At 74.0% G+C, this 22,960-nt stretch carries 23 protein-coding genes; 14 read left to right on the top strand and 9 right to left on the bottom strand.

The annotated features are described in order from the left end of the window. The first annotated feature begins 73 nt into the window (after nucleotides 1–73). The 3 genes from O2W14_RS10925 to O2W14_RS10915 are packed head-to-tail and all read left to right on the top strand — an operon-like array spanning nucleotide 74 to nucleotide 3,275. Nucleotides 74–1,363: an AAA family ATPase gene (locus O2W14_RS10925; protein ID WP_269176119.1), complete on the top strand. Its 1,290-nt coding sequence runs from the start codon at nucleotides 74–76 to the stop codon at nucleotides 1,361–1,363. After that, nucleotides 1,360–2,322, top strand: coding sequence for a DUF58 domain-containing protein (locus O2W14_RS10920; protein WP_269176118.1), 963 nt, complete (start codon nucleotides 1,360–1,362; stop codon nucleotides 2,320–2,322). Before O2W14_RS10925 ends, O2W14_RS10920 begins: the two co-directional genes overlap by 4 nt. Continuing rightward, nucleotides 2,319–3,275, top strand: a complete 957-nt coding sequence (locus tag O2W14_RS10915; RefSeq protein WP_269176117.1) for a VWA domain-containing protein — start codon at nucleotides 2,319–2,321, stop codon at nucleotides 3,273–3,275. The genes O2W14_RS10920 and O2W14_RS10915 overlap by 4 nt, the downstream gene beginning before the upstream one ends. Before the next feature lie 36 nt (nucleotides 3,276–3,311). On the opposite strand, the gene O2W14_RS10910 is transcribed toward O2W14_RS10915, so the two are convergent. The 4 genes from O2W14_RS10910 to O2W14_RS10895 form a co-directional block, all read right to left on the bottom strand. Then, the gene (locus tag O2W14_RS10910; RefSeq protein WP_269176116.1) at nucleotides 3,312–4,787 is read right to left on the bottom strand and encodes a GGDEF domain-containing protein; all 1,476 of its coding nucleotides are present in this window, start codon (nucleotides 4,785–4,787) and stop codon (nucleotides 3,312–3,314) included. A gap of 145 nt (nucleotides 4,788–4,932) precedes the next feature. Further along, nucleotides 4,933–6,414, bottom strand: coding sequence for a glycosyltransferase family 2 protein (locus tag O2W14_RS10905; protein WP_269176115.1), 1,482 nt, complete (start codon nucleotides 6,412–6,414; stop codon nucleotides 4,933–4,935). Next, the gene (locus tag O2W14_RS10900) at nucleotides 6,411–7,064 is read right to left on the bottom strand and encodes a hypothetical protein (RefSeq protein WP_269176114.1); all 654 of its coding nucleotides are present in this window, start codon (nucleotides 7,062–7,064) and stop codon (nucleotides 6,411–6,413) included. The genes O2W14_RS10905 and O2W14_RS10900 overlap by 4 nt, the downstream gene beginning before the upstream one ends. Nucleotides 7,065–7,514: 450 nt before the next feature. Next, nucleotides 7,515–7,805 carry a hypothetical protein gene (locus O2W14_RS10895; protein ID WP_269176113.1) on the bottom strand — a complete coding sequence of 97 codons (291 nt, stop codon included), beginning with the start codon at nucleotides 7,803–7,805 and terminating at the stop codon, nucleotides 7,515–7,517. Nucleotides 7,806–7,910: 105 nt separating this feature from the next. Here O2W14_RS10895 and fabG point away from each other — a divergent pair, with 105 nt between their 5' ends. The 3 genes from fabG to O2W14_RS10880 are packed head-to-tail and all read left to right on the top strand — an operon-like array spanning nucleotide 7,911 to nucleotide 10,588. Beyond that, nucleotides 7,911–8,615: a 3-oxoacyl-ACP reductase FabG gene (gene fabG, locus O2W14_RS10890; protein ID WP_269176112.1), complete on the top strand. Its 705-nt coding sequence runs from the start codon at nucleotides 7,911–7,913 to the stop codon at nucleotides 8,613–8,615. 1 nt (nucleotide 8,616) lies between these two features. Continuing rightward, nucleotides 8,617–9,393 (top strand): enoyl-ACP reductase FabI, encoded by a 777-nt coding sequence (gene fabI, locus O2W14_RS10885; RefSeq protein WP_269176111.1) that lies wholly within the window; start codon nucleotides 8,617–8,619, stop codon nucleotides 9,391–9,393. Nucleotides 9,394–9,400: 7 nt separating this feature from the next. After that, nucleotides 9,401–10,588 carry a ferrochelatase gene (locus O2W14_RS10880; RefSeq protein WP_269176110.1) on the top strand — a complete coding sequence of 396 codons (1,188 nt, stop codon included), beginning with the start codon at nucleotides 9,401–9,403 and terminating at the stop codon, nucleotides 10,586–10,588. Between the two features lie 154 nt (nucleotides 10,589–10,742). On the opposite strand, the gene O2W14_RS10875 is transcribed toward O2W14_RS10880, so the two are convergent. Beyond that, nucleotides 10,743–11,483 (bottom strand): hypothetical protein, encoded by a 741-nt coding sequence (locus O2W14_RS10875; RefSeq protein WP_269176109.1) that lies wholly within the window; start codon nucleotides 11,481–11,483, stop codon nucleotides 10,743–10,745. Nucleotides 11,484–11,593: 110 nt separating this feature from the next. On the opposite strand from O2W14_RS10875, the gene O2W14_RS10870 reads away from it, so the two are divergent. Together O2W14_RS10870 and O2W14_RS10865 are read left to right on the top strand one after the other, a co-directional pair. Beyond that, the gene (locus O2W14_RS10870; RefSeq protein WP_269176108.1) at nucleotides 11,594–12,025 is read left to right on the top strand and encodes an NfeD family protein; all 432 of its coding nucleotides are present in this window, start codon (nucleotides 11,594–11,596) and stop codon (nucleotides 12,023–12,025) included. 99 nt (nucleotides 12,026–12,124) lie between these two features. Then, the gene (locus O2W14_RS10865) at nucleotides 12,125–13,390 is read left to right on the top strand and encodes an SPFH domain-containing protein (protein WP_269176107.1); all 1,266 of its coding nucleotides are present in this window, start codon (nucleotides 12,125–12,127) and stop codon (nucleotides 13,388–13,390) included. A 132-nt stretch (nucleotides 13,391–13,522) separates the two neighbouring features. On the opposite strand, the gene O2W14_RS10860 is transcribed toward O2W14_RS10865, so the two are convergent. Both O2W14_RS10860 and O2W14_RS10855 read right to left on the bottom strand, forming a co-directional pair. Then, complete coding sequence (locus tag O2W14_RS10860) at nucleotides 13,523–14,419, bottom strand: RNA polymerase sigma factor SigF (RefSeq protein WP_269176106.1); 897 nt, start codon at nucleotides 14,417–14,419, stop codon at nucleotides 13,523–13,525. A 146-nt stretch (nucleotides 14,420–14,565) separates the two neighbouring features. Continuing rightward, nucleotides 14,566–15,024: an ATP-binding protein gene (locus O2W14_RS10855; protein WP_269176105.1), complete on the bottom strand. Its 459-nt coding sequence runs from the start codon at nucleotides 15,022–15,024 to the stop codon at nucleotides 14,566–14,568. 277 nt (nucleotides 15,025–15,301) lie between these two features. Here O2W14_RS10855 and O2W14_RS10850 point away from each other — a divergent pair, with 277 nt between their 5' ends. Further along, nucleotides 15,302–16,309, top strand: a complete 1,008-nt coding sequence (locus tag O2W14_RS10850) for a DNA topoisomerase IB (protein ID WP_269176104.1) — start codon at nucleotides 15,302–15,304, stop codon at nucleotides 16,307–16,309. 136 nt (nucleotides 16,310–16,445) lie between these two features. On the opposite strand, the gene O2W14_RS10845 is transcribed toward O2W14_RS10850, so the two are convergent. Both O2W14_RS10845 and O2W14_RS10840 read right to left on the bottom strand, forming a co-directional pair. After that, nucleotides 16,446–16,844 carry an STAS domain-containing protein gene (locus tag O2W14_RS10845; protein ID WP_014740101.1) on the bottom strand — a complete coding sequence of 133 codons (399 nt, stop codon included), beginning with the start codon at nucleotides 16,842–16,844 and terminating at the stop codon, nucleotides 16,446–16,448. 241 nt (nucleotides 16,845–17,085) lie between these two features. Then, a complete protein-coding gene (locus tag O2W14_RS10840) occupies nucleotides 17,086–17,634 on the bottom strand; it encodes a hypothetical protein (protein WP_269176103.1) in 549 nt (182 codons plus the stop codon). Nucleotides 17,635–17,805: 171 nt separating this feature from the next. On the opposite strand from O2W14_RS10840, the gene O2W14_RS10835 reads away from it, so the two are divergent. The 5 genes from O2W14_RS10835 to purU all read left to right on the top strand — a co-directional run bounded on the left by O2W14_RS10835 (nucleotide 17,806) and on the right by purU (nucleotide 22,918). Then, on the top strand, nucleotides 17,806–18,366 hold the full coding sequence (locus O2W14_RS10835; protein ID WP_269176102.1) for a DUF1360 domain-containing protein: 561 nt from the start codon (nucleotides 17,806–17,808) through the stop codon (nucleotides 18,364–18,366). A gap of 183 nt (nucleotides 18,367–18,549) precedes the next feature. Next, nucleotides 18,550–19,524 carry a non-homologous end joining protein Ku gene (gene ku / locus O2W14_RS10830; protein ID WP_269176101.1) on the top strand — a complete coding sequence of 325 codons (975 nt, stop codon included), beginning with the start codon at nucleotides 18,550–18,552 and terminating at the stop codon, nucleotides 19,522–19,524. Nucleotides 19,525–19,528: 4 nt separating this feature from the next. Then, entirely contained in the window at nucleotides 19,529–20,995 is a 1,467-nt protein-coding gene (gene ligD / locus O2W14_RS10825; RefSeq protein WP_269176100.1) for a non-homologous end-joining DNA ligase, read from the top strand. 19 nt (nucleotides 20,996–21,014) lie between these two features. Next, nucleotides 21,015–21,932, top strand: a complete 918-nt coding sequence (gene ligD / locus O2W14_RS10820; protein WP_269176099.1) for a non-homologous end-joining DNA ligase — start codon at nucleotides 21,015–21,017, stop codon at nucleotides 21,930–21,932. A 110-nt stretch (nucleotides 21,933–22,042) separates the two neighbouring features. Then, a complete protein-coding gene (gene purU, locus O2W14_RS10815; protein WP_269176098.1) occupies nucleotides 22,043–22,918 on the top strand; it encodes a formyltetrahydrofolate deformylase in 876 nt (291 codons plus the stop codon). Nucleotides 22,919–22,960: the final 42 nt, after the last annotated feature.

Genomic DNA, 22,960 nt, shown 5'->3' with positions numbered 1-22,960 from the left:
CCGGCGACGCCGCCCGACCCCTTTCCGTCGCCGCGTCGGTGGCCGGCACAGCCAGGTGGTGGAGACTGGGCCGGTGACCGCTGCCGGAAGCCAGTCCGTCCCCGACCAGCCCACCCCACCGTCGGTGGACGCCGCTCAGCTCGAGCGTGCGCTGTTCGAGATCAAGCGGGTCATCGTCGGTCAGGACCGGCTGGTGGAACGGATGCTGGTGGGCCTGCTGGCCCGCGGCCACGTGCTCCTGGAGGGCGTGCCCGGCGTCGCCAAGACCCTGGCGGTGGAGACCCTGGCCACCGTCGTCGGGGGGCACTTCTCCCGCCTGCAGTTCACCCCGGACCTGGTGCCGGCCGACATCATCGGCACCCGCATCTACAAGGCCGGCCAGGACGCCTTCGACACCGAGCTGGGCCCGGTGTTCGCCAACTTCGTGCTCGCCGACGAGATCAACCGCGCGCCGGCGAAGGTGCAGTCGGCGCTGCTGGAGGTCATGGCCGAGCGACAGGTGTCGATCGGCGGGGTCACGCACAAGCTGCCCGACCCGTTCCTGGTGCTGGCCACCCAGAACCCGATCGAGAACGAGGGCGTCTACCCGCTGCCCGAGGCTCAGCGCGACCGGTTCCTGCTCAAGGTGCTCGTGGACTACCCGAGCCCGGAGGAGGAGCGGGAGATCATCTACCGGATGGGGCAGACCCCGCCGACGCCGCAGACGGTCCTCGGCCCGGACGACGTCCGGCGGCTGCAGCGCACCGCCTCGCAGGTCTTCGTCCACCACGCGCTGGTCGACTACGTCGTCCGGCTGGTGGTGGCGACCCGGGCGCCCGCGGAGCACGGCATGCCCGACGTGGCCAACTGGGTCTCCTACGGGGCCAGCCCGCGCGCCTCGCTGGGCCTGATCGCCGCCAGCCGGGCGCTCGCGCTGATCCGCGGCCGCGACTACGTGCTGCCCCAGGACGTGCTGGACGTGACCGCCGACGTGCTGCGGCACCGCCTGGTGCTCTCCTACGACGCGCTGGCCGACGGCGTGCCCGCCGACCACGTCGTCAAGCGGGTGCTGCAGAGCGTCCCGCTGCCGCAGGTCACCCCACGGCAGCGTGCCGACGGGTTCGGACCCGCGGCCCCCGGTGGCCCGATGGTGCCCGGGCCGGGTGGTCAGTACGGCCCGCCGGACGGCGCCGCGCAGCGCGTGCCCGCCGGCGCGCACGCCTCCGCCAACGGCCAGGGGAGGCCGCAGCAGGGCGGCCACCCGCAGGGCCAGTTCCCCTCGGACCAGTTCCGGCAGGCGCCCTACCAGCAGGGGCCGTTCCAGCAGGGCCCGCAGCAGCAGGGCGGCCGGCCCGACGGCGGCTCGGGCCCGCAGCCGGGATGACCGGGCCGAGCCCGGCGGGGGCGCCGGCCGGCACCGGCGGCGCCCCGCCGCACTTCGGGCCGGGGACGTCCTCGGCGGTGCTGCTGCGCCGGCTGGAGCTGACCATCCGGCGCCGGCTGGACGGGTTGCTGCAGGGCGACCACCTCGGCCTGGTCCCGGGCTCGGGCAGCGAGGCCGGCGACGCCCGCACGTACCACCCCGGCGACGACGTCCGCCGGATGGACTGGGCGGTGACCGCGCGCACCCAGTCGCCGCACGTCCGGGAGACCGTGGCCGACCGCGAGCTGGAGACCTGGGTGGTGCTGGACCTGTCCGCCAGCCTGGACTTCGGCACCGCGGACTCGGAGAAGCGCGACCTGGCCATCGCCGGCCTGGCCGCGGTCGGCCACCTGACCGTGCGGGGCGGCAACCGGCTCGGCGCCGTGGTGACCACCGGCGAGCGGGTCGACCGGTACCCGGCGGTGCCGGGCCGGCTGGCGGTCGACCGGCTGCTGCGCGCCGTGGTGGACACCCCGCGGGCCGGGAGCGGACGCCGCGGTGACCTGGCCACCGCGATCGACTCGCTGCGCCGTCCACCGCGCCGCCGCGGGCTGGTCGTGGTGATCTCGGACTTCCTCGGCGACCTGGACTGGGAGCGCCCGCTGCGGGGGCTGTCGGCCCGCCACGAGCTGCTGGCCATCGAGGTCGTCGACCCGCGCGAGCTGGAGCTGGCCGACGTCGGCCTGCTCACCGTCGTGGACCCGGAGAGCGGGCAGACCCTCGAGGTGCCCACCGGCAACGCCGACGTGCGCCGCCGCTTCGCCGAGGGCGCCGCCGCCCAGCGGGCGGAGATCGCCGCCGCCCTGCGCCGGACGGGTGCAGGGCACCTGCGGCTGCAGACCGACCGCGACTGGATGGCCGACGTCGTCGCCTACGTCGCCCACCGCCGGCGTGCCGGCAACGGAGGAGCCTCCCGATGACCTTCCAGTCCCCGTGGTGGCTGGTGGCGCTGCTCGCCGTCGGAGCGCTGGTCGCGCTGTACGTGGTCCTGCAGCTGCGTCGCGCGAAGTACGCCGCGCGCTTCACCAACGTCGCACTGCTCGGCTCGCTGGTGCCCAAGCGGGCCGGGTGGCGCCGGCACGTGGCCTTCGGTCTGGTGGCCGCGGGCCTGGCGGTGCTGGTGACCTCCCTGGCGGTGCCCAGCACCGAGGTCCGGGTGCCGCGGGAACGGGCGACGGTGATCATGACCGTCGACGTCTCGCTGTCCATGCGGGCCACCGACATCGAGCCCGACCGCTTCCAGGCCATGCAGGTGGCGGCCGAGCAGTTCGTCGACGTCCTGCCCGCCCGGATCAACCTCGGGCTGGTGTCCTTCGCCGGGACGGCGACCACGCTGGTCACCCCGACGACCGACCGCGAGCAGGTGCGCACCGCGCTGCGCAACCTGCAGCTGGCCGAGGCGACCGCCATCGGGGAGGCGGTGTTCACCTCGCTGAGCGCGGTGACGAACTTCCAGTCGACGCTGCAGACCGGCGGCGAGGAGGTGCCGCCGGCCCGGGTGGTGCTGCTGTCCGACGGCTACAACACGGTGGGCCGGGAGACGACCCAGGCCGTCGAGGCGGCTGTGGCGGCCCAGGTGCCGGTGTCCACGATCGCCTTCGGCACCGACTACGGCGTCCTGGACCTCAACGGCGAGCGCTTCCCGGTGCCGGTCGACCGCTCGACGCTGGAGGACATCGCCGACGAGACCGGCGGCAGCTACAGCGAGGCGGCGAGCGCCGCGGAGCTGGAGCAGGTGTACGAGGACCTCGGCAGCCAGATCGGCTACACGACCGAGGCCCAGGACATCAGCCCGTGGTTCGTCCGCGGCGGCCTGCTCTTCGCCTTCCTCGGCATCGTCGCCTCGCTGCTGTGGACCAACCGGCTCCTCTGACCGCACCCGGGCCGCTCCCGGCCGGGGGAGGACGGGTCAGTCGTCGACGGCGGCCGGGCGGGCGGACGAGGCGCCGGTGCGGGCGCGGGCGGTCTTGTCGGCGTACATCGCCTCGTCCGCCGCACGCAGCAGCGCGGCCGGGTCGTCGCCGTCCCCGGGGCCGAGCGCCAGGCCGAGGCTGACGCCGACCCCGCGTGCACCCAGGCCGCGTTCCAGCCGGCTCCGCAGGTCCTCGGCCACCCCACTCGCCTGCGCCCGGTCGGCCATGCCGTCCAGCACGACGCAGAACTCGTCGCCGGCCAGCCGGGCCACGAGGTCCTCGGTCCGCACCGCACCGCGCAGCTGGGCGGCGACGTCGCAGAGCAGGGCGTCGCCCGCCTCGTGCCCGTGCACGTCGTTGACCCGCTTGAACCCGTCGAGGTCGAGGAAGAGCAGCCCGATGGAGCTGCCGTGGCGGTGGGCCCGGGCCAGTTCCCGCGTCAGGTGCCGCACCAGCGCCGCCCGGTTCGGCACGCCGGTCAGGGCGTCGGTGAGTGCCTGCTCCTCGACCTGACGGTGCAGGCGGGCGTTGTCCAGGGCCCGGCGCGCCGCGGCCGTGAGCCCGTGCAGCACCCGCTGCTCGGCCGGGACGCCGACCTGCGCCACCCCGGTGCGGGCCACCAGCCACAGGGTGTCGTCGGCCACCACGTCCCCCACCTGGTGGGGCTGCGGCGGCCCCGGCTGCAGCGCGACCTCGCTGCGGGGCAGCAGGCGGGTGGCGTGCGCGTGCAGGGCGTCGAGCACCCGGTCCGGGTGCAGGGTGGCGTGCAGTTCGGCGGTGGCCTCGGCCAGCGCGTCGAGCAGGTCCCGCTCGGTGGCCAGCCGGGTGTACCGCCGGCTGAGCACCGCCAGGACCGCCAGCAGCGGCAGCAGCCGCCAGGCGCCCGCCGGGTCGCGGACCAGCAGGGGCGCCAGGAGCAGCCCGAGCACCACCCCGGCGGTCTCGACCACGGCGAGCTGGCGCAGCCCGCTGGTGAACCCCGCGATCAGCCGTCCCCGGGTCAGGCTCAGCACGGTGACGACCTGCAGGTGGCTCACGGTGCCGAAGACCACGGCGGCAGCGGCGGCGGCTCCCAGCCGGGGGGCGTGCCCGGAGAGCGCGGCCACGGTCAGCGCGCCGGCCGCCGCGGCGGTCAGCGTCGAGGTGGCGTTGAACAGCCGGTTGACCGCGCTGGTGCGCAGCGACAGCACCAGCACCAGCGCGGCGGCGCCGAGGGAGAGGGCCGCTGCCGCCGGGGCCAGGACGGCGTAGGCGAGGACGGCGGCCGTCTCGCCGAAGGTCATGTGGGTGGCCCGGTCACGGCGGCCGACGGTCACCGGGGAGAACAGCAACAGGGCGACGACGGCGGTGGTGACCGCCCAGGTGCCCGGTGCCTGCGCGAGTGCCGGGGCCGACCGGGTCAGCTCCACGCCGACCGAGGCGAGCCCCAGGAGGGTCAGCACCACCAGGAAGCCCCGCGACCTGCCGTGCACCAGCAACCCCTCTCGCCGTCCCGGCCGGACGCGGGGACGGGCCGGTCCCGCCGCTGCGCCAGCGGAGGCTACTGCGACGTCCGGCCCCACCGGGACGACGCCGCACCGGCTGTCAGGTCCCCGAGGACCTGACAGCCGGTTCGGGTCAGACGGTGAAGCCGCGCTGGCGGCGCACCAGCTTCTTGATCATGAACAGCGTCTGCAGCACGGTGACCAGGTAGAGCACCGGCCAGCCGATCGACAGGATCGCCGACTGCACGCCCACGCTCTGCTGGCTCCAGGCGAAGATCAGCACCGTGAACGTGGCGACCGCGCACAGCGCCGGCATCACGTAGGCCGAGCCGCGCCCGCGCTCGGCAGCCGCCTGGGCGGCCCAGTTGTCCTTCTCCACCCGGGCCAGGAACTGCACCCAGGCGGTGACGAAGTGGCCCATCCGGACCCACATGTAGAGCTCGGCCGGGGCGATGAGCACGGCGTAGAGGATGTCCGTCGCGCTCTTGTCGTGCATCGACGCCGCGATCCGCAGGTTCAGCAGGGTCGCCACCGCCGGCGGGATCAGCCACACCGGGTTGAACACGAACGCGTCGATCGACAGCGCGGCGGCCAGCAGCAGGGCGAAGGCCATCCGGGTGCTGATGTTGAAGACCATCGAGATGTTCTCGTACCAGCGCAGCCGCAGGTTCGGGTGCAGCGGCTGGCCCTTGTTGTCCCCGCGCTGGCCCGGCCACAGCAGGTCGATGCCACCGAAGTTCCACTTGACCTGCTGGCCGTGCAGCGAGCGCAGGTCGGTCATCGGGCCCACGTAGGCCCGGGCCCGGGCGCTGATCTTGGTGTTGAACCCGGCGTCCTTGATCTGCAGCGAGAGCTTGGAGTCCTCGACCTCGGAGTCGCGCACCCAGGGGGAGGACTGGTGGTGGCGGTACATGACCGTCTCCAGGGCCCGGACGCTGAAGAGGCTGCACTGCCCGCCGAGGACGGCCATGTTGCGGCCGCGGACGAGGTTGTCCATGTTGAACCCGGCGAACTGGGCCCGCTGGCCGGCCAGCAGGAAGCGCGCCATCGCCCCGTGGACCTTGGACTTGTCGAAGCTGTAGACGGCCGACAGCCCACCGATGCGGGGGTCGGTGACCATCTCCTTCTCCAGCCACTCCACGCAGCGGCGGTCCAGGGTGGTGTCGCCGTCCACGCCGAGGATGTAGTCGTACCCGCGGCTGAGGTGGTAGCCGATGTTGAGGGCGCCGACCTTCTTGTCCGCGTTCTCCCCGATGTCGTGCACGTGCACCACGGTGCGGAACAGCTCGCCCTTGACGACCCGCTCGTGCGCGCCCTCGAAGCTGCGGGCGATCTCGGGGGTGTCGTCGTCGGTGTTGTTGATGATCACGTGGATCACGTCGGGCAGCCGGGTCTGGGACAGCAGCGAGGTGAGGACGGCGGCGATCGTCCCCTCCTCGTTGTAGGCCGGGATGATGCAGCTGATCGTGGCGGTGCGCCGCTCGCTGCCCGACCGCTGGTCGGCCCACTCGTCGGGGACGAGGGAGGAGATGTCCGGCGGCACCACCGTGCCCCGGGCCAGCAGCTGGATGCGGTCGGTGGCCCGGCGCATGCCCGGGACGACGAGCTCGGTCATGAGGTCTCCTGCAGGAGGGGCAGCTCGATGCTGTCCTGGACGGTCTGTCGGAAGTACTCGCCCGAGCCGATGGCGGTCTCGACGAGCAGGTCGAACTGCACGTACACGGTGAGCTGGGTGGCGGTGGCGGCCGACGGGGCCACGTTGAGCGCGCTGGTGTAGTCGAAGGGCGGGGTGAGGACGAACTCGCCGCGGTCCTCGGTGACCGTGGTGCGGGTCGTGCCGTCGTCGGCGGTGGCGGCGAAGCGGGTGACCTTCACGGCCTGCCGTGCCGTGCCGCCCTCGACGTGCGCGGCCAGCTGGATCGTCTTGGCGTCGGCGGCGGTCCAGGAGACGGCCTCCTGGTCGGTCCACCAGTCGATGACGACGTCCCGGTCGCCGGCGGCCACCGTGTGGGTCACCGACCCGGTGTCCAGGTCGCCGGCGCTGCGCACCGGGGTGACCGGGGCCTCCTCGGCGACCGGCGTGATTGCGGGCCCGGCCGTGGTCGCCGGGGCGGCCGAGGTCGTCGCCGCCGAGGTCTCCGCCGCTGCGGCCGAGAGCCCCGGGCTCATGCCGACGTCGGGCAGCTGGCAGCCGGTCAGCAGCGCCCCGAACGTCAGCGCGGCCCCCAGTCCGACTGCACCCCGCCGTGCTCCACCTGCTCGCATCGAGCACACCTCTTCTCCCTGCGGCACCAGCCGCACACGGTCATGGACGACCGCGCGGGAGGGGGACAGCACCGGCCGCGTCCTCGAGCGATCGTCACCGACCGTAGAGAACTGCCCGGATGCCGTCACTCATCGTCACACCAGCGGGTTACCCAACGTCACCGGACGGGTGAGTGCAGCAGTCACGGACAGCGCAGGAGCACCGCAGGGGACCGCTGGAGGGCGGCGGTCAGGGCCGTGCCCGCATGCGGTGACACCCACGGGTGACACCTGAGGGGGGCTGGCCGCTGTCGGCCGACGGCGAGCTGTCCCGGGCGCGTCGGGTGTGCGCTGGTGGTCGTCTCGTCGAGCCGGGACGCCCACCAGTGCACGGTCGACGGTGGACGGGGTCGCCGTCGCGGTGGTCCGTGCCGCGTGGGTCCCGCCGTCCGGGGCCGACCGAGGGCCGGGTCAGTCGGTCGGGAACAGCCGGTCGACCGCGGGGGAGCGGTGCACCTGCACGCTGCGCCCGCCCAACGCGGCGACGTCCAGGTGGTCGCGCACGAGCTCCAGGGCGGCGCCGCTGAGCGAGGTGACCGAGCGTGCGTCGAGCACCTCGATCCGCGCCGGCTCGGCGCCGTAGCGGGACCGGAAGTCCGCCACGGCGCCGGCGTCCACGGCGCCGGCCAGGCACAGCGCGCGTCCGTCGGCGGTGTTCAGCAGCCGGACCAGTCCGCGCGCCGGGGCGGGGGGAGGGGGCACGGCACCAGTGTGCGGCGGCCGGACGCCGACCGCGCGGGGGTGCGCCGCCGGACCACCGACTAGGTTCATGGGCGGTTGTACCCGGCGAGTGGCGAGGTGGGCTGAGTGGGCAGGTCGGTGCTGGTGACCGGTGGGAACCGGGGGATCGGGCTGGCCATCGCCCGCTCGTTCGCGGAGGCGGGTGACTCCGTGGCGGTGACCCACCGCGGCAGCGGCGCCCCGGACGGGCTGTTCGGCGTGGAGTGCGACGTCACCGACAGCGCAGCCGTCGACCGCGCGTTCACCGAGGTCGAGGAGCACCAGGGCCCGGTCGAGGTGCTGGTCAGCAACGCCGGGATCACCCGCGACGGGCTGCTGCTGCGGATGGGCGAGGACGCCTTCACCGACGTCATCGACGCCAACCTGACCGCCGCCTACCGGGTCGCCAAGCGTGCGGCGCCGAAGATGGTGCGCGCCCGCGCGGGACGGATGGTCTTCATCAGCTCGGTGGTCGGGCTGCTGGGCTCGGCGGGGCAGGTCAACTACGCGGCCAGCAAGTCCGGCCTGGTCGGGCTGGCGCGGTCGATCGCCCGCGAGCTGGGCAGCCGCAACATCACCGCCAACGTGGTGGCGCCGGGGTTCGTGTCGACCGACATGACCGCCGAGCTGTCGGAGGCGCGGCAGCAGGAGATCCTCGGGCAGGTGCCGCTGGGGCGGCTCGCCGGGGCAGACGAGATCGCCGGCGTCGTCCGCTTCCTGGCGGGCGAGCAGGCGGGTTACATCACCGGGGCCGTCGTCCCGGTCGACGGAGGACTGGGGATGGGGCACTGACATGGGCATTCTCGAAGGCAAGACCATCCTGGTCGCAGGCGTGCTGACCGAGGCCTCGATCGCGTTCTCGGCGGCGAAGATCGCCCAGGAGCAGGGCGCCACCGTCGTCCTGTCGAACTTCGGCCGGGCGCTGTCGCTGTGCCAGCGGATCGCCAAGCGGCTGCCGCAGGAGGCCGCGGTCGTGGAGCTCGACGTGACGAACACCGAGCACCTGGCCACGCTGGCCGACCGGCTGCGCGAGCACCTGGGCGCCGACGCCCGCCTGGACGGCGTCGTGCACTCCATCGGCTTCGCGCCGCAGGAGGCCATGGGCGAGGGCTTCACCGAGGTCGCCTGGGAGCACGCGGCGACGGCCTTCCAGGTGTCCACCTGGTCGCTGGCCAGCCTCACCCAGGCCTGCCGCCCGCTCTTCGGCGACACCGCCGCCGTGGTCGGGCTGACCTTCGACGCCACGGTGGCCTGGCCGGTCTACGGCTGGATGGGGGCGGCCAAGGCCGCACTCGAGTCCACCTCCCGCTACCTGGCCCGTGAGCTCGGCCCGGAGGGCGTGCGGGTCAACCTCGTCGCCGCCGGCCCGCTGCGCACCATGGCCATGAAGTCGATCCCGGGCAGCAACCAGTTCGAGGAGGCCTGGGAGGGCCGCGCGCCGCTGGGCTGGTCGGTCACCGACACCGAGCCCGCCGGCAAGGCCGTCGCCGCGCTGCTGAGCGACTGGTTCCCGGCGACCACCGGCGAGATCGTGCACGTCGACGGCGGCTTCCACGCCGTGGGGGTATGACGGTCTCGTGACCGCGCCTGATCTCGCCCGCCCCCGGCACCCTCTGCCCGAGGGTGTCTCCATCACCCCGGCCGGCCAGGAGCCGAACGCCGACCCCTCGCTCGCCGTCCGCAACAACGGCGGCGTCGAGCCGTCGTCCGCCCCGGCCCCGGCCGGACGGCGTGAGGCGCTGCTGGTGCTCGGCTTCGGCGGGCCCGAGGGCCACGACGACGTCATGCCCTTCCTGCTCAACGTCACCCGCGGCCGTGGCATCCCGCCCGAGCGGCTGGAGGAGGTGGCCGAGCACTACCACCACTTCGGCGGCGTGAGCCCGATCAACGAGCAGAACAAGGCGCTGATCAGCGCCCTGGAGGCCGAACTGCGCTCGGTCGGCGTCGACATGCCGGTCTACTGGGGCAACCGCAACTGGGCGCCCTACGTCGAGGACGCCTGGCGGCAGATGGCCGACGACGGCATCGAGCACGCCTACGTGCTCGCGACCTCGGCCTACGCCTCGTTCTCCGGGTGCCGGCAGTACCACGAGGACGTCGCCCGGGCCCGGGTCGCGCTGGAGTCCGACCCGACCGCCCCGGCCGGGCCGACGGCGGAGAAGCTGCCGCACTACTTCGACGCACCGGGCTTCGTGCAGGCCAACGCCGACGCGCTGGCCGCCGCGATCGCCTCGCTGCCGGCCGAGCTGCGGGACGGCGCCCGGCTGGTCGCCACCGCGCACAGCATCCCGAACGCGATGGCCGCCGTCGCCGGGCCGCAGGGTGGTGCCTACGAGGCCGAGCTGACCGCCGCCGCGCAGGCCGTCGTCGACGCCGCTGCGCCGGGCCGGTCCTTCGACCTGGTGTGGCAGAGCCGCAGCGGCCCGCCGTCGGTGCCGTGGCTGGAGCCCGACGTCAACGACCACCTGCGGGCGCTGGCCGAGAACGGCGAGCAGGCCGTCGTGGTCTTCCCGGTCGGGTTCATCAGCGACCACCTCGAGGTCATCTGGGACCTGGACAACGAGGCGCTGGAGACCGCCGGCGAGCTCGGGCTGGCCTTCGCGCGGGCCGCGACGGCGGGCACCCACCCGGCGTTCGTCAGCTCGCTGCGGGAGCTGCTGGAGGAGCGCCGCGCCGGCGGCGAGCCGCGGCTGGGCACCAACTGCCCGGCGTTCTGCTGCTTCGTCCAGCGCCCCGCGGCCCGCCCGGCGGCCGCGGCCACCTGATCGCCGGGGCGCCGCCCGCCCGACGGGCGGCGCCCCGCCGCCGGCGCTGCGGCGGCCGTCCCGCCGTCCCGGGCCGTGCCCTTGCGGTCTTCCCCCCGGTCTCACGCTGCTGCACCGGCGCAGGAGCGGGGGGAAGACCGCACGAGGGGCGGGGTCAGCCGCGCGGGACCCAGTTGTAGGCGGCGACGGTGGCCTCGCGGACGGCGGAGGCCAGGGGGCGCAGCGCCTCGTCGCGGCGGGCGGCCTGGGCGTGGGTGACCGCGGCCCCGGGGGCGTCGGCCATCGCCAGGTCCAGCACCTGCGACAGCCGCTGCGCCCGGCCGAGCACCGAGGCCGCGAGCTGGTCGTGGTCGTCGGGCAGGCCCGGCGCGTGCACCCGGCGGGCCAGCCCGGCCAGCAGCGCGGGCACCTCGGGGTTCCACCGCGCCAGGTCCAGCGCGGCCAGCGTGCGCGCGGAGTCGCCGACCGCGAGGTCCAGGGCGCCGGACACCGCGCGCAGGGTGCCCTCCACCGGCGGGGCCGCGGGCGGGGCGCCGTCCAGCGACACCGCCGTCCAGGAGACCACCTCGCTGCCGATCTCCTCGGGCACCAGCGCGATCCGGGTGCCGACCACGGCCTGGCCGGACTCCAGCGCCAGCGCGACCAGTGCGGGCAGCGCCGGGACGCCGCGGGTGTCGCCGGGCACGGGCAGGACCAGCCGCAGCCGCTGCTCACCCAGCCCGCGCAGCGCGCTCAGCGCCCACCCCAGCGGCACGGCCTCCGTGGTGTCCGGCAGGCCGACCACCCGGTGCGCGGTGTCGCCGACGAGGGCGTCGAGTGCCTCGTCGTAGGAGGTGCGTCCGGTGAGCCAGGCGGTGGCCCAGACGGCGAAGCGGCCGGCGGCGATGTCGTGCACGGTTGTCGAGGCTACGACCCCCGGCGGCCCGATGTGGATGCCCGGGCAGTGAGGTCGCCGACGGTCGCGCGGACCGGTCGGACACAGCTGGGCGTGCGAGACTGCGGAGCGTGGCTGCCTGGTTGCTCTGGTTGATCGCCGCGGGGCTGTTCGCCGCCGGCGAGATGGCCAGCCTGGACCTGGTCCTGCTCATGTTCGCCGGTGGCGCCCTGGGCGGGATGAGTGCGGCGCTGCTGACCGACAGCGTGCCGGTGCAGCTGGCCGCCTTCGTGATCGTCTCGGTGGGGCTGCTGGCCGTCGTGCGACCGGTCGCCAAGCGGCACCTGGTCGACCGCACGCCGGAGCAGATCGACGGCGTCCAGGCCATCGTCGGGCGCACCGCCGTGGTCAGCGCGCGCGTCGACGGCGACGCCGGCCAGGTGCGGATGGGTCACGACGAGTGGTCGGCCCGCACGCAGCTCGACGGCGAGGTCTACGAGGTGGGCACCGAGGTGCGGATCGTGCAGATCGAGGGCCCGATCGCCTACGTGAGCCACACCTGACCCGTTGCGATCGGGTGACGCTGCCCCGTCGGAGGTGATCGTCCCCGCGGGGACGGTGCACCATCGGGGGGACGCCCCACCTCCGAGGAACGGAGCACCGTGGAACCCGCACTCATCGCACTGATCGTCGTCGTGCTGCTGGCGGTCGTCGTCCTGGCCAAGAGCGTGACGATCGTCCCGCAGGCCCAGGCGAAGGTCGTCGAACGGCTCGGCCGCTACAGCCGCACCCTCTCGCCCGGCCTCGCCCTGCTCGTGCCCTTCGTCGACCGCGTCCGCGCGACCATCGACCTCCGCGAGCAGGTCATCTCCTTCCCGCCGCAGCCGGTGATCACCGCCGACAACCTGCAGGTGGGCATCGACACCGTCGTCTACTTCCAGGTGACCGACCCGCGGCTGGCCGTCTACGGTATCGCGAACTACATCACCGGCATGGAGCAGCTGACGACGACGACGCTGCGCAACGTCGTCGGTGGGCTGAACCTCGAGGGCGCGCTGACCGGCCGGGACGGCATCAACTCCCAGCTGCGCAGCGTGCTCGACGGCACCACCGGGCCGTGGGGCCTGCGGGTGGCCCGGGTCGAGATCAAGGCGATCGACCCGCCGCCCTCCATCCAGGACTCGATGGAGAAGCAGATGCGCGCCGACCGCGACAAGCGCGCCGTCATCCTCACCGCCGAGGGGCAGCGGCAGTCGGCGATCACGACCGCCGAGGGCCAGAAGGCCGCGGCGATCCTGTCGGCCGAGGGCAAGAAGCAGGCGGCGATCCTCGACGCGGAGGCCGAGCGGCAGAGCCGGATCCTGCGCGCCGAGGGTGAGCGGGCCGCGTTGTTCCTGCAGGCCCAGGGTCAGGCCAAGTCGATCGAGACGGTCTTCCAGGCCATCCACGACGGCAAGCCCGACTCCGGGCTGCTGGCCTACCAGTACCTGCAGACGCTGCCCAAGATCGCCCAGGGCGACGCGAACAAGATGTGGATCGTCCCCAGCGAGTTCAGCAAGGCGCTGGAGGGCCTGGGCCGCCTCGGCGGCTCCGACGGCGAGCAGCGCTCCTGGCTGGACGTCGACCGCGCACCCGACGGCAACGGTGCCACGGCGGCCCCCGCGGCTGCACCGGCTGCGGCTGCGGCACCCGCGCAGTCGCTGGACACCAGCACGTGGTTCGACTCGAACCTCCCGCCGGCCGCCGAGCAGCCCGAGGCCAAGATCTCGCTGTCCAGCATCGGCGTGGAGCCCAGCCTGCCGACCGCGTCGGCCCCGCGGCCGTCGCTCGCGCAGGCCACCGAGGAGGTCCGCACCACCCCGCAGCTCGGCAGTGGGGAGGCCTCTCCCGCGCAGCTCGGCAGCGGAGACGCCCCCGCCCCGCAGTAGGAGGTCCTCGCCGCGACGAGGCGTGGACGCCAGTGGCCCAGGACCGACTCGGTCCTGGGCCACTGGCGTCCCGGCCCCCTCGCAGGGTCCCGGCGCGAGCTTGCTCGCGGTGGGGGGCGAGGGGGTCCTTCATCAGTCCTTGAGCAGGCCCTCGCGGAGCTTGGCCAGGGTCTGGCTGAGCAGCCGGGACACGTGCATCTGGGAGATGCCGATGTCGGCGGCGATCTGCGACTGGGTCATGTTGCCGAAGAACCGCAGGATGAGGATGCGGCGCTCGCGGGCCGGGATGGTGGCCAGCAGCGGCTGCAGCGACTCCCGGTACTCCACGCCCTCGAGCGCGGCGTCCTCCTCGCCCAGCGTCGCGGCCAGGGTGGGGGAGTCCTCCTCACCGGAGAGGCGCTCGTCGAGGGAGCTGCTGCGGTAGGCGTTGGCCACCGCCAGCCCCTCCAGGACCTCCGCGCGCGGGATGCCCAGGTGCTCGGCCAGCTCCGACGGGGTCGGGGCGTGCCCGTTCTTCTGGGACAGCTCGCTCACCGCGGCGTTCAGCGACAGGTGCAGCTCCTGCAGCCGGCGCGGCACGCGCACCGACCAGCCCTGGTCGCGGAAGTGCCGCTTGATCTCTCCGGTGATCGTGGGGACGGCGAAGGACAGGAACTCCACACCGCGGGTGGGGTCGAACCGGTCGATCGCGGCGATCAGGCCCAGGGTGCCGACCTGCAGCAGGTCGTCGAAGGGCTCGCCGCGGTTGCTGAACCGCCGGGCGAAGTGCCGGACGAGGGGCAGGTGCTCCTCGACCAGGATCTCCCGCAGCCGCTCCCGCCGGGGGTCGCCCTTCTCCAGCGCGGCCAGCTCGACGAACAGCGGTGCGGTGCGCTCGGCGCGGCTGCGGTTCTCCGACAGCGGGACGGGGGGTGCGTCCGCGGTGACCGCCGGGATCTCCGGGGAGGTGTCGGTGACGGCCGGCAGGTCCGGATCGGTGTCGGTCAGCGCGGGGAGGTCGGGCGCGGTGTCGGTGGACTCGGTGGTCATCTGGGTCGTCTCCGTGGCAGCGCCCGCAGGAGCCGGTGGGGTCGGGACCCCGGCCTCAGCGGTGGCGGGGGTGCGGGGCCGGACGGGCCCACGCTGGTCGAGGACGGCGTCGTCGGCGGCCGGAACGTCCGTGGCAGCCGACCGGGTCACAGTGCGACCGACGCGTACTGGCGCAGCTTCTTCACCAGGGCGATGCAGGCGACCGGCGCGCTGGAGCCGTCACCGGCGACCACGGTGGCCTGGGTGTTGGGGCCGGCCTCGACGGTGTCGACCAGGGTGTGCAGCACCGCCCAGCCGAAGCCGTCACGGGGCACGTCGACACCGGGCTCGGTGGGCACCCAGGCGTCGATCCGCAGGCCCTCGCGGAAGGCCTCGAAGACCACCGTCAGCGGGGAGTCGCCCAGGGCGACCGAGGACAGCGTCGCGCAGGCCTCGTCGACGGCCAGGCGGAGGTCCTCGACCGCGTCCAGGTCGAAGTCCATCCGCATCGCGAGGTCACCGGCCATCGCGCGCACCGCGGGCAGCTGGGTGGGCGAGGTCGGGACCCGCAGCTCCAGCCGCTCGGGGCGCCGCTCGCCGGTGGCGGCAGCCGTCGTGTCGACCATGCGTCGTTCGCTCCTTCGTCGTCCCCGCGCCCCGGGACGGGGACGTGGCGGTCTGTGCTCGCGCACCCGCCCTCGCTCCAGCGGAGCGCGCGCGGGGGCCGGCAGCTCCGCGGGTGACGTCCGGGGCGGGCCCGGCCGTGCCGACGGCAGCTGCACCGACAGACTGTCATGCCCACCTGGACGGGCGCGAAACGAGTGACGTCCGCACGGGTGGGCGAGCGGGTGACTCCTGCCGGCTGCGGGTTTGAGGCGACCCGGTCGTGCCCACCTGACCGGGGTGAGACTCCGCCGCAGTGACGTGCACGTCCCGGGCTACACACGTCGGCGGGCCGGGAAGAGCTTCGCCTACTACGACACCGACGGCGTCCTGATCCGCGACGAGCGGCTGGACCGGCTCAAGGCGCTGGCCGTCCCACCGGCCTGGAAGGACGTCTGGATCTGCCCCTGGCCCAACGGGCACATCCAGGCCGTGGGCACCGATGCCGCCGGCCGGCGGCAGTACCGCTACCACGACGAGTGGCGGGTCAAGCGGGACGCCGCCAAGCACGAGCGGGTGCTGGAGATCTCCCACCAGCTGCCCGACGTCCGCGACGAGGTGGTCTCCGCGCTGCGCACCCGCGGGCTCAACCGCGACCGGGTGCTGGCCTGCGCCGTCCGGCTGCTGGACCTCGGGGCGTTCCGGATCGGCAGCGAACAGTACGCCGAGGACAACCACACCTACGGCCTGGCCACGCTGCGTCGGGAGCACGTCTCGGTGCGCGGCGAGCGGGTGTTCTTCCACTACCGGGCCAAGCACGGCATCGAGCGCGAGGTCGAGCTGCTGGACCGGCCCACGGCCACCGTCGTCCGGGCGCTGCTGGAGCGCCCGGCCGACCAGGGCCAGGAGCTGCTGGGCTACCCCCTCGAGGACGGCAGCTGGCACGACGTCACGAGCGACGAGATCAACGCCTACCTCAAGGAGATCAGCGGCGCGGAGATCACCGCCAAGGACTTCCGCACCTGGAGCGCCACCGTGCTGATGGCCGCCACGCTGGCCGAGCAGCCCAAGCCCAGCAGCAAGACCGCCCGCAACAAGGTGGTCAAGCAGGCGTACGTGCGGGTCAGCGAGCAGCTGGGCAACACCCCGACGGTGGCCAAGAACAGCTACGTCGACCCACGGGTGGTCGACCGCTGGGAGCACGGGGAGACCGTGGCGGACGCGCTCGCCGAGGCCGCGCAGGCCCCGGACGACCGCACGGCCCAGCGGACCATCGAGGCAGCGGTCTGCTCGATGCTGACACCCTGAGGACCCTGCTGCCTCCACGCGCGACCTCGCGATGGGGACCTGCAGCAGGGCCGGAGACGACGAAGGCGCCCCGCGGCTGCGGGGCGCCTTCGTCGTCTGTGGGGCCGGGGCCCCGGGAGTGCTGTGCCGGTGGGCGTCAGGCCTTCTCGGCGATGGTGAACAGGTCGATCAGGCCGGTGACCTCGAGGGGACGGGTCACGGCGCGGGTGTTGGCCACCAGCCGCAGGCCGACGTCGCGGGAGCGCGCCGACTTCTGGGTCTCCACGAGCACGGCCAGGCCGGCCGAGCCGAGGAACTGGACGCCGCACAGGTCGATCACGAGCGCGGTGGGCTGCTGCTCGAGCTGGGTGTCCAGCGACGCCCGGAGGACCGGGGCGGTGAACGTGTCGACCTCGCCGACGACGGTCACGGTGACCGTGCCGTCGTCGTCGGTGGACGTCGACAGCGTGATCACGTCGTCGAAGGGCGCTTCGTTCGAGTCAGCCGGGGCCGACACGTCGCGCGAGCCCTCGGCGGGTGAGTCGGATGAGGTCACGGACTGCAGCTCCTCTCAGCGGCGGTGCCCCGCGGGCACGCCTTCGCCGGACCAATGTAGCCCTGCACACGGTCCGGTCGGGGTGTGGCCTCGGCGCACCGAGGTTCCGGGCAGACCTGCCCGGCGACTTGCGGGCAGGCAGCGGCTGGCTGCTCAACCGTGGCGCCCAACCTAGTCGCGGCATGATCGCCGCACCACTCCAGGCCCCGGACGCCGCCGGGGCCTGGACGTCGCGGTCGGGTCAGCTCTCCTCGACGACGTGCACCGCGCTCGCCTCGGGACCCTCGCCACCGGCCGGCGCGTCGGCGAAGGCCTCGACGTCGTCGCCGGTGCGGTTGGTGCCGGAGTCGCTGAGGGCGTCGGTGTCCTCGTCCTGGTCGAGCTGGGCGAAGGCGCGGTCGGGGTCCTCGGCCGGGCGGACCGCGTCGGCGTCGTCGGGCACCTCGCGCTCGAGCCGGGCGGAGAGCGACTCGCCCTCGGCCTGCTCACGGGCCGTCGTCCCGAAGTCGACGGTGGCGTTGGCGCGCTCGCCGGGGACCGGCTCGAACTGCGGGTCCTCGGCCGCAGCAGCGGTCTGGATGTCGTCGTCGGCGATCTCGGGGACGCCGTCGTCCTCGTAGGAGATGTCGCGGGCGGTCTGGCCCTCGGGGCCGACGTCTCCGGTGACGCCGTCGCGGGCGCCGGTGACGCCGCGCTCGTCGTCGGGGAACTCGGCGTCGTTCAGGGCGCCGTCACGTGCGGCCTGGTCGATCGCGGCCTGGTCGACCTCGGTGGGGTCGGGCGTGGTCATGGCGGTGCCTCCGTCCTGCGTGCTGGGCACGCTCGTCCGTCCCGGAGGGGGACGGGGGAGCCGGTCGGGTGACCGGCGTCGTGGTCAGCGCCCTACCCGCCCGTCCCGCCGCCATGCGTGATGCCCGTCCCGCCTGGCATGGCCGGGTGGCGGCGCGGGTAGCTGCGTCCCATGGCGATCACGGACGAGGTCCAGCGGCTGACGTCTCCGCTGCGGCGGTGGGCGAAGGAGCAGAAGCACGAGTACTCCCCGGACGAGGACCGCCCGCTCGGTGGCCTGCTCGGGGCGATGAGCACCTACCTGACCCTGACCGCGGCCGGCGCGGCCGCGGTGCGCGCGTCGGGTCGGGAGCTGCCCACCCGGATCCCGCTGGGGGACGCGGTCCTGCTGACCGTCGCGACGTTCCGCATCGCCCGCACGATCGCCAAGGACCCGGTGGCCAGCCCGCTCCGGGCACCGTTCACCACCTTCCAGGGCCAGTCCGGGGAGGCGGAGATCGCCGAGGAGATCCGGGTGCACGGCGGCGTGAAGCACGCGATCGGCGAGCTCGTCACCTGTCCGTTCTGCCTGGCCCAGTGGACGGCGACGGCGCTGGTGTTCGGCTACGCGACGGTGCCGGGGGCCACGCGGCTGGCCGCGCTGACCATGACGATGGTGGCGCTGGCCGACGTCGGCCAGTTCGCCTACGACTCCCTGCAGCAGCAGGCGATGTCCGGCGGGGACGACGACTGACCGGTCGGTGACGCTGCGTGCCCGGTTCGGACCGAGCCGGGCAGGCAGCGGCGCGGCCAGACCGTCACCCCTCTGGGTGGTCCCTCGCGCAGCGTGACCGGTTCGGCCTGCCGTGCAGGCACCCGCGCACCTACGCTCAGGGCTCGTCGGGTGCCGTGGGGCCCCGGGTGGGGAGGTCGGGGCATGCGGTCGATCTGGCGTGGCGCGGTCTCGTTCGGCCTGGTCTCCATCGCGGTGAAGCTGTACTCGGCCACCGAGGACCACGACATCCGCTTCCACCAGGTGCACAAGACCGACGGCGGCCGGGTCAAGTACCAGCGCATCTGCTCCGTCGACGGCGAGACGGTCGAGTACAACGACATCGGCAAGGGCTACGAGCTGCCCGACGGCCAGCTGGTGGTCCTGACCGACGAGGACTTCGACGAGCTCCCGCTGGTCACCACCCGGGAGATCGAGGTGCTCCAGTTCGTCGACCAGGAGCAGATCGACCCGATCCACTTCGAGAAGACCTACTACCTGGAGCCCGACGGCGTCGCGACGCGGCCCTACGTGCTGCTGCGCACCGCGCTGGAGAACGCCGGCCAGGTGGCGATCACCAAGATCGCGATCCGGCAGCGCGAGTCGCTGGCCGCGCTGCGGGTGCGCGAGGGCGTGCTGGTGCTGCACACGATGCGCTGGCCCGACGAGATCCGCCGTCCCGGGTTCGCCTTCCTCGACGAGGAGGTCGCCGTCAAGCCCCAGGAGCTGGCGATGGCCGAGTCGCTGATCTCCACGATGGCCGGTGACTTCGACCCCTCCGCGTTCACCGACGACTACCGCGAGGCCATGCAGGCCCTGCTGGAGGCCAAGCAGTCCGGCGGTGAGGTGCAGGCCGCCCCCGAGGCCGCCGACACCGGTGGTGGCGCGGTCGTGGACCTGATGAGCGCGCTGCGCCGCAGCGTCGAGCGCGCCGGCGGCTCCGCGCCGAAGGCGGCCCCGGACGACGACGCCGACGACGCCCCGCCCGCGAAGGCACCGGCCAAGAAGGCCGCCGCGAAGAAGGCCGCACCGGCCAAGGCCCCGGCGAAGCGGGCTCCCGCGAAGAAGGCCCCCGCCGCCGAGGCCGAGGAGCCCGCGAAGCCGGCCAAGCGCGCGTCCCGGGCCCGCAAGACGGCCTGACCCGGTGGCCGCCGACCCGCTGGCCACCTACCGGGCCAGGCGTGACCCGACCCGCACCGCCGAGCCGGTCCCGCCGGCCGGGCAGCCGCTGCCGCAGGGCGACGACGACACGTTCGTCGTCCACGAGCACCACACGCCGCGCGGCCGCACGGGCGAGCGCGTGCACTGGGACCTGCGGCTGGAGCGCGACGGGGTGTTGCGCAGCTGGGCGGTGCCCAAGGGCCCTCCGCTCGAGCCGGGGGTCAACCGGCTCGCCGTCCCCACCGAGGACCACCCGCTGGAGTACGCCTCCTTCTCTGGGACCATCGCCGCCGGTGAGTACGGCGGCGGGGTGTCGACGATCTGGGACGCGGGCCGCTACGCCACCGAGAAGTGGACCGACGACCACGTCACCGTCGCCTTCGCCGGCTCCCGGCTGACCGGCCGGTACCTGCTGTTCCGGCTGCCCGACGGCAGCTGGAACCTGCGCCAGCTCGACCCCGACCCGGTGACGGCGGCCCCGGTCGCCGACGGTGTGCCCGAGGATCTGCCGCCGATGCTCGCCGCGATCGGTGAGCTGCCGCCGGCCGACGACCCGCGCTGGGGCTACGAGTTCAAGTGGGACGGCGTCCGGGCGCTGGCCCACGTGCGGTCGGGCCGGTTGCGGCTGCGCGCCCGCAGCGGCAACGACGTGACCGCCACCTACCCCGAGCTGCACGCGCTGCCCGCTGTGCTCAGCGGCCGTGACGCGGTGCTCGACGGCGAGGTCGTCGCGCTGGACGCCGCCGGCCGGCCGGACTTCGGGCTGCTGCAGGGCCGGATGCACCGCACCGGGCCCGAGGTCGCCCGGATGGCCGCCGCGGCACCGGTCAGCTACCTGGTGTTTGACCTGCTCGCCCTGGACGGCGAGAGCCTGCTCGACCTGCCCTGGACCGAGCGCCGCGCGCGGCTGGACGCCCTGGGCCTGGCCGGGGGCCGCTGGACGACCACCCCCTGGTTCGTGGGCAACGGCGACCAGGTGCAGGCGGCCAGCCGGGAGAACGGGCTGGAGGGCGTGCTCGCCAAGCGGCTGGACTCCGTCTACCGCCCCGGCGGGCGGGGCCCGGACTGGCGGAAGGTGAAGAACCTGCGCACCCAGTCGGTCGTCGTCGGCGGCTGGCGTCCGGGTGCGGGGCGGCGGGCCGGCGGCATCGGCTCGCTGCTGCTGGGCGTGCACGACGACACCGGCCGGCTGGTGTTCGCCGGGCACGTGGGCACCGGGTTCACCGCGAGGGCGCTGGCCGACCTCGAGCCGCTGCTGACCGCGCGGTCGACGTCCCCGTTCGCCGACGCGCTGCCGCGCGAGGTCACCCGCGACGCGCACTGGGTGGAGCCGACGCTGGTCGGCGAGGTCGCGTTCGGCGAGTGGACGCGGGAGGGCCGGCTGCGGCACCCCGCCTGGCGCGGGCTGCGCGACGACCTCGACCCGGACGACGTCGTGGCGGAGCCGTGAGGAACGGGGTGGCCGAGCCGTGAGACAGCGGGTGCACATCGACGGCCGCGAACTCGAGGTGTCCAACCTGGACAAGGTGCTCTTCCCCGAGGTCGGGTTCACCAAGGCCCAGGTCATCGACTACTACGTGCGGATCGCGCCGGTGCTGCTGGCGCACGTGGCGCACCGGCCGGTCACCTTCACCCGGTGGCCGAACGGGGTCGAGGGGCAGGCGTTCTTCGAGAAGAACAACGCCCGGCACTCCCCGCCGTGGGTGCACACGGTGACCGTGCCCTCGCCCGGCTCGACCAAGGGGCGGGAGACGCTGGAGATGGTGCTGCTGACCGCCGTCCCGGACCTGGTCTGGTCGGCGAACCTGGCCGCCCTGGAGGTGCACGTGCCGCAGTGGCAGGTGGGCGCCCGTGGACAGCCCGAGCTGCCCGACCTGCTGGTGCTCGACCTCGACCCGGGCCCGGGCACGAGCGTCGTCGAGTGCGCGCAACTGGCGCACCGGCTGCGCGAACGGCTGGTCGACGACGGCCTGGACCCGGTGGTGAAGACCTCGGGCTCCAAGGGGCTGCAGGTCTACGCGCCGATCCGCTGCCGGGACGCCGACCACCCCAGCCGCTACGCGAAGGCGCTGGCCCAGGAGCTGAGCGCGGAGACCCCCGAGCACGTGGTGTGGCGGATGGAGAAGGCGCTGCGGCCGGGCAAGGTGCTGCTGGACTGGAGCCAGAACAACACCTCGAAGACGACGGTCGCGCCGTACTCGCTGCGCGCCCGGCCGCTGGCGACGGTGTCCACGCCGCTGCGCTGGGCCGAGGTGGACGCGCTGCGCGAGGGCGACGACCCGGAGTCGGTCCGCTTCCGCACCGACGACGTGCTGGCCCGCGTCGAGGCCCACGGCGACCTGTTCGACGTCACCGCCCGCCGCCGCGCGTCGCTGCCCGCGCGCTGACAGCTGCGTCCTCGTGGCCTCTGGATCCGAGAGGCCACGAGAGCGCAGATGTCGGCGGACGGGTCGGGGCCGTGCGAGCCCGGCGAGCCGGTTCTGCCACGATCTCGCGCATGTCAGCGCCCTCGGATGCCCGCCTCGCCGACGTCGGACGGCTCGTCGTCCGCTGCCCCGACCGGCCGGGCATCGTCGCCGTCCTGTCCCGGCTGATGGCCGACGCCGGCGCGAACATCACCGAGTCCCAGCAGCACTCCTCCGACCCGGTCGGCGGGGTGTTCACGCTGCGGCTGGAGTTCGTGCTGGCCGACCTGGCCAGCCGGCGGGTGCAGCTGGAGGCCGCGCTGGCCGGGCTGGCGGGGGAGTGGCAGTTCACCTGGCGGCTCACCGAGGCGGCCCGGAAGCCGCGGGTGGCGGTGTTCGTGTCCAAGGCCGACCACGTGCTGCAGGAGCTGCTCTACCGGGTGGGCTCGGGCGACCTGCGCGCCGAGGTGGCCGCCGTGGTCTCCAACCACCCCGACCTCGAGCCGGTCGCCCGCGCCGCCGGGGTGCCCTTCCACCACGTGCCGGTCACCCCCGACACCAAGGACGCCGCCGAGGCCCGCGCGCTGGAGCTGGTCGGGGACGTCGACCTGGTGGTGCTGGCCCGCTACATGCAGATCGTCTCCGCCGACTTCTGCAGCCGGTTCCCGGAGCGGCTGATCAACATCCACCACAGCTTCCTGCCGGCCTTCGTCGGTGCGAACCCCTACCGGGCCGCCCACGACCGGGGCGTCAAGCTGATCGGGGCGACCGCGCACTACGTGACCGCCGAGCTCGACGCCGGGCCGATCATCGAGCAGGAGGTCGCCCGGGTCGACCACCGCGCCACGGTGGAGGACATGCGCCGCATCGGCCGCTACGTCGAGCGCCAGGTGCTCGCCCAGGCCGTGACCTGGCACGTGGAGGACCGGGTCATCGTCGAGGGCGACCGCACCATCGTCTTCGCCTAGGTGGACGACGTTCACCCGCCGTTGATTTGACTCAGTCAAAAG

This window comes from Modestobacter sp. VKM Ac-2986 (genome assembly GCF_026967795.1).
Lineage (GTDB): Bacteria > Actinomycetota > Actinomycetes > Mycobacteriales > Geodermatophilaceae > Modestobacter.
The sequence above is the reverse complement of the archived record's forward strand: the minus strand, read 5'-3'. Positions and strand labels throughout refer to the sequence as shown.

Coding starts and splice junctions, on each gene's coding strand:
- O2W14_RS10920 (WP_269176118.1), top strand. CDS start 1,360: ATGACCGGGCCGAGCCCGGCGGGGGCGCCGGCCGGCACCGGCGGCGCC.
- O2W14_RS10915 (WP_269176117.1), top strand. CDS start 2,319: ATGACCTTCCAGTCCCCGTGGTGGCTGGTGGCGCTGCTCGCCGTCGGA.
- O2W14_RS10905 (WP_269176115.1), bottom strand. CDS start 6,414: ATGACCGAGCTCGTCGTCCCGGGCATGCGCCGGGCCACCGACCGCATC.
- O2W14_RS10900 (WP_269176114.1), bottom strand. CDS start 7,064: ATGCGAGCAGGTGGAGCACGGCGGGGTGCAGTCGGACTGGGGGCCGCG.
- fabI (WP_269176111.1), top strand. CDS start 8,617: ATGGGCATTCTCGAAGGCAAGACCATCCTGGTCGCAGGCGTGCTGACC.
- O2W14_RS10860 (WP_269176106.1), bottom strand. CDS start 14,419: ATGACCACCGAGTCCACCGACACCGCGCCCGACCTCCCCGCGCTGACC.
- O2W14_RS10855 (WP_269176105.1), bottom strand. CDS start 15,024: ATGGTCGACACGACGGCTGCCGCCACCGGCGAGCGGCGCCCCGAGCGG.
- O2W14_RS10840 (WP_269176103.1), bottom strand. CDS start 17,634: ATGACCACGCCCGACCCCACCGAGGTCGACCAGGCCGCGATCGACCAG.
- O2W14_RS10835 (WP_269176102.1), top strand. CDS start 17,806: ATGGCGATCACGGACGAGGTCCAGCGGCTGACGTCTCCGCTGCGGCGG.
- ku (WP_269176101.1), top strand. CDS start 18,550: ATGCGGTCGATCTGGCGTGGCGCGGTCTCGTTCGGCCTGGTCTCCATC.
- purU (WP_269176098.1), top strand. CDS start 22,043: ATGTCAGCGCCCTCGGATGCCCGCCTCGCCGACGTCGGACGGCTCGTC.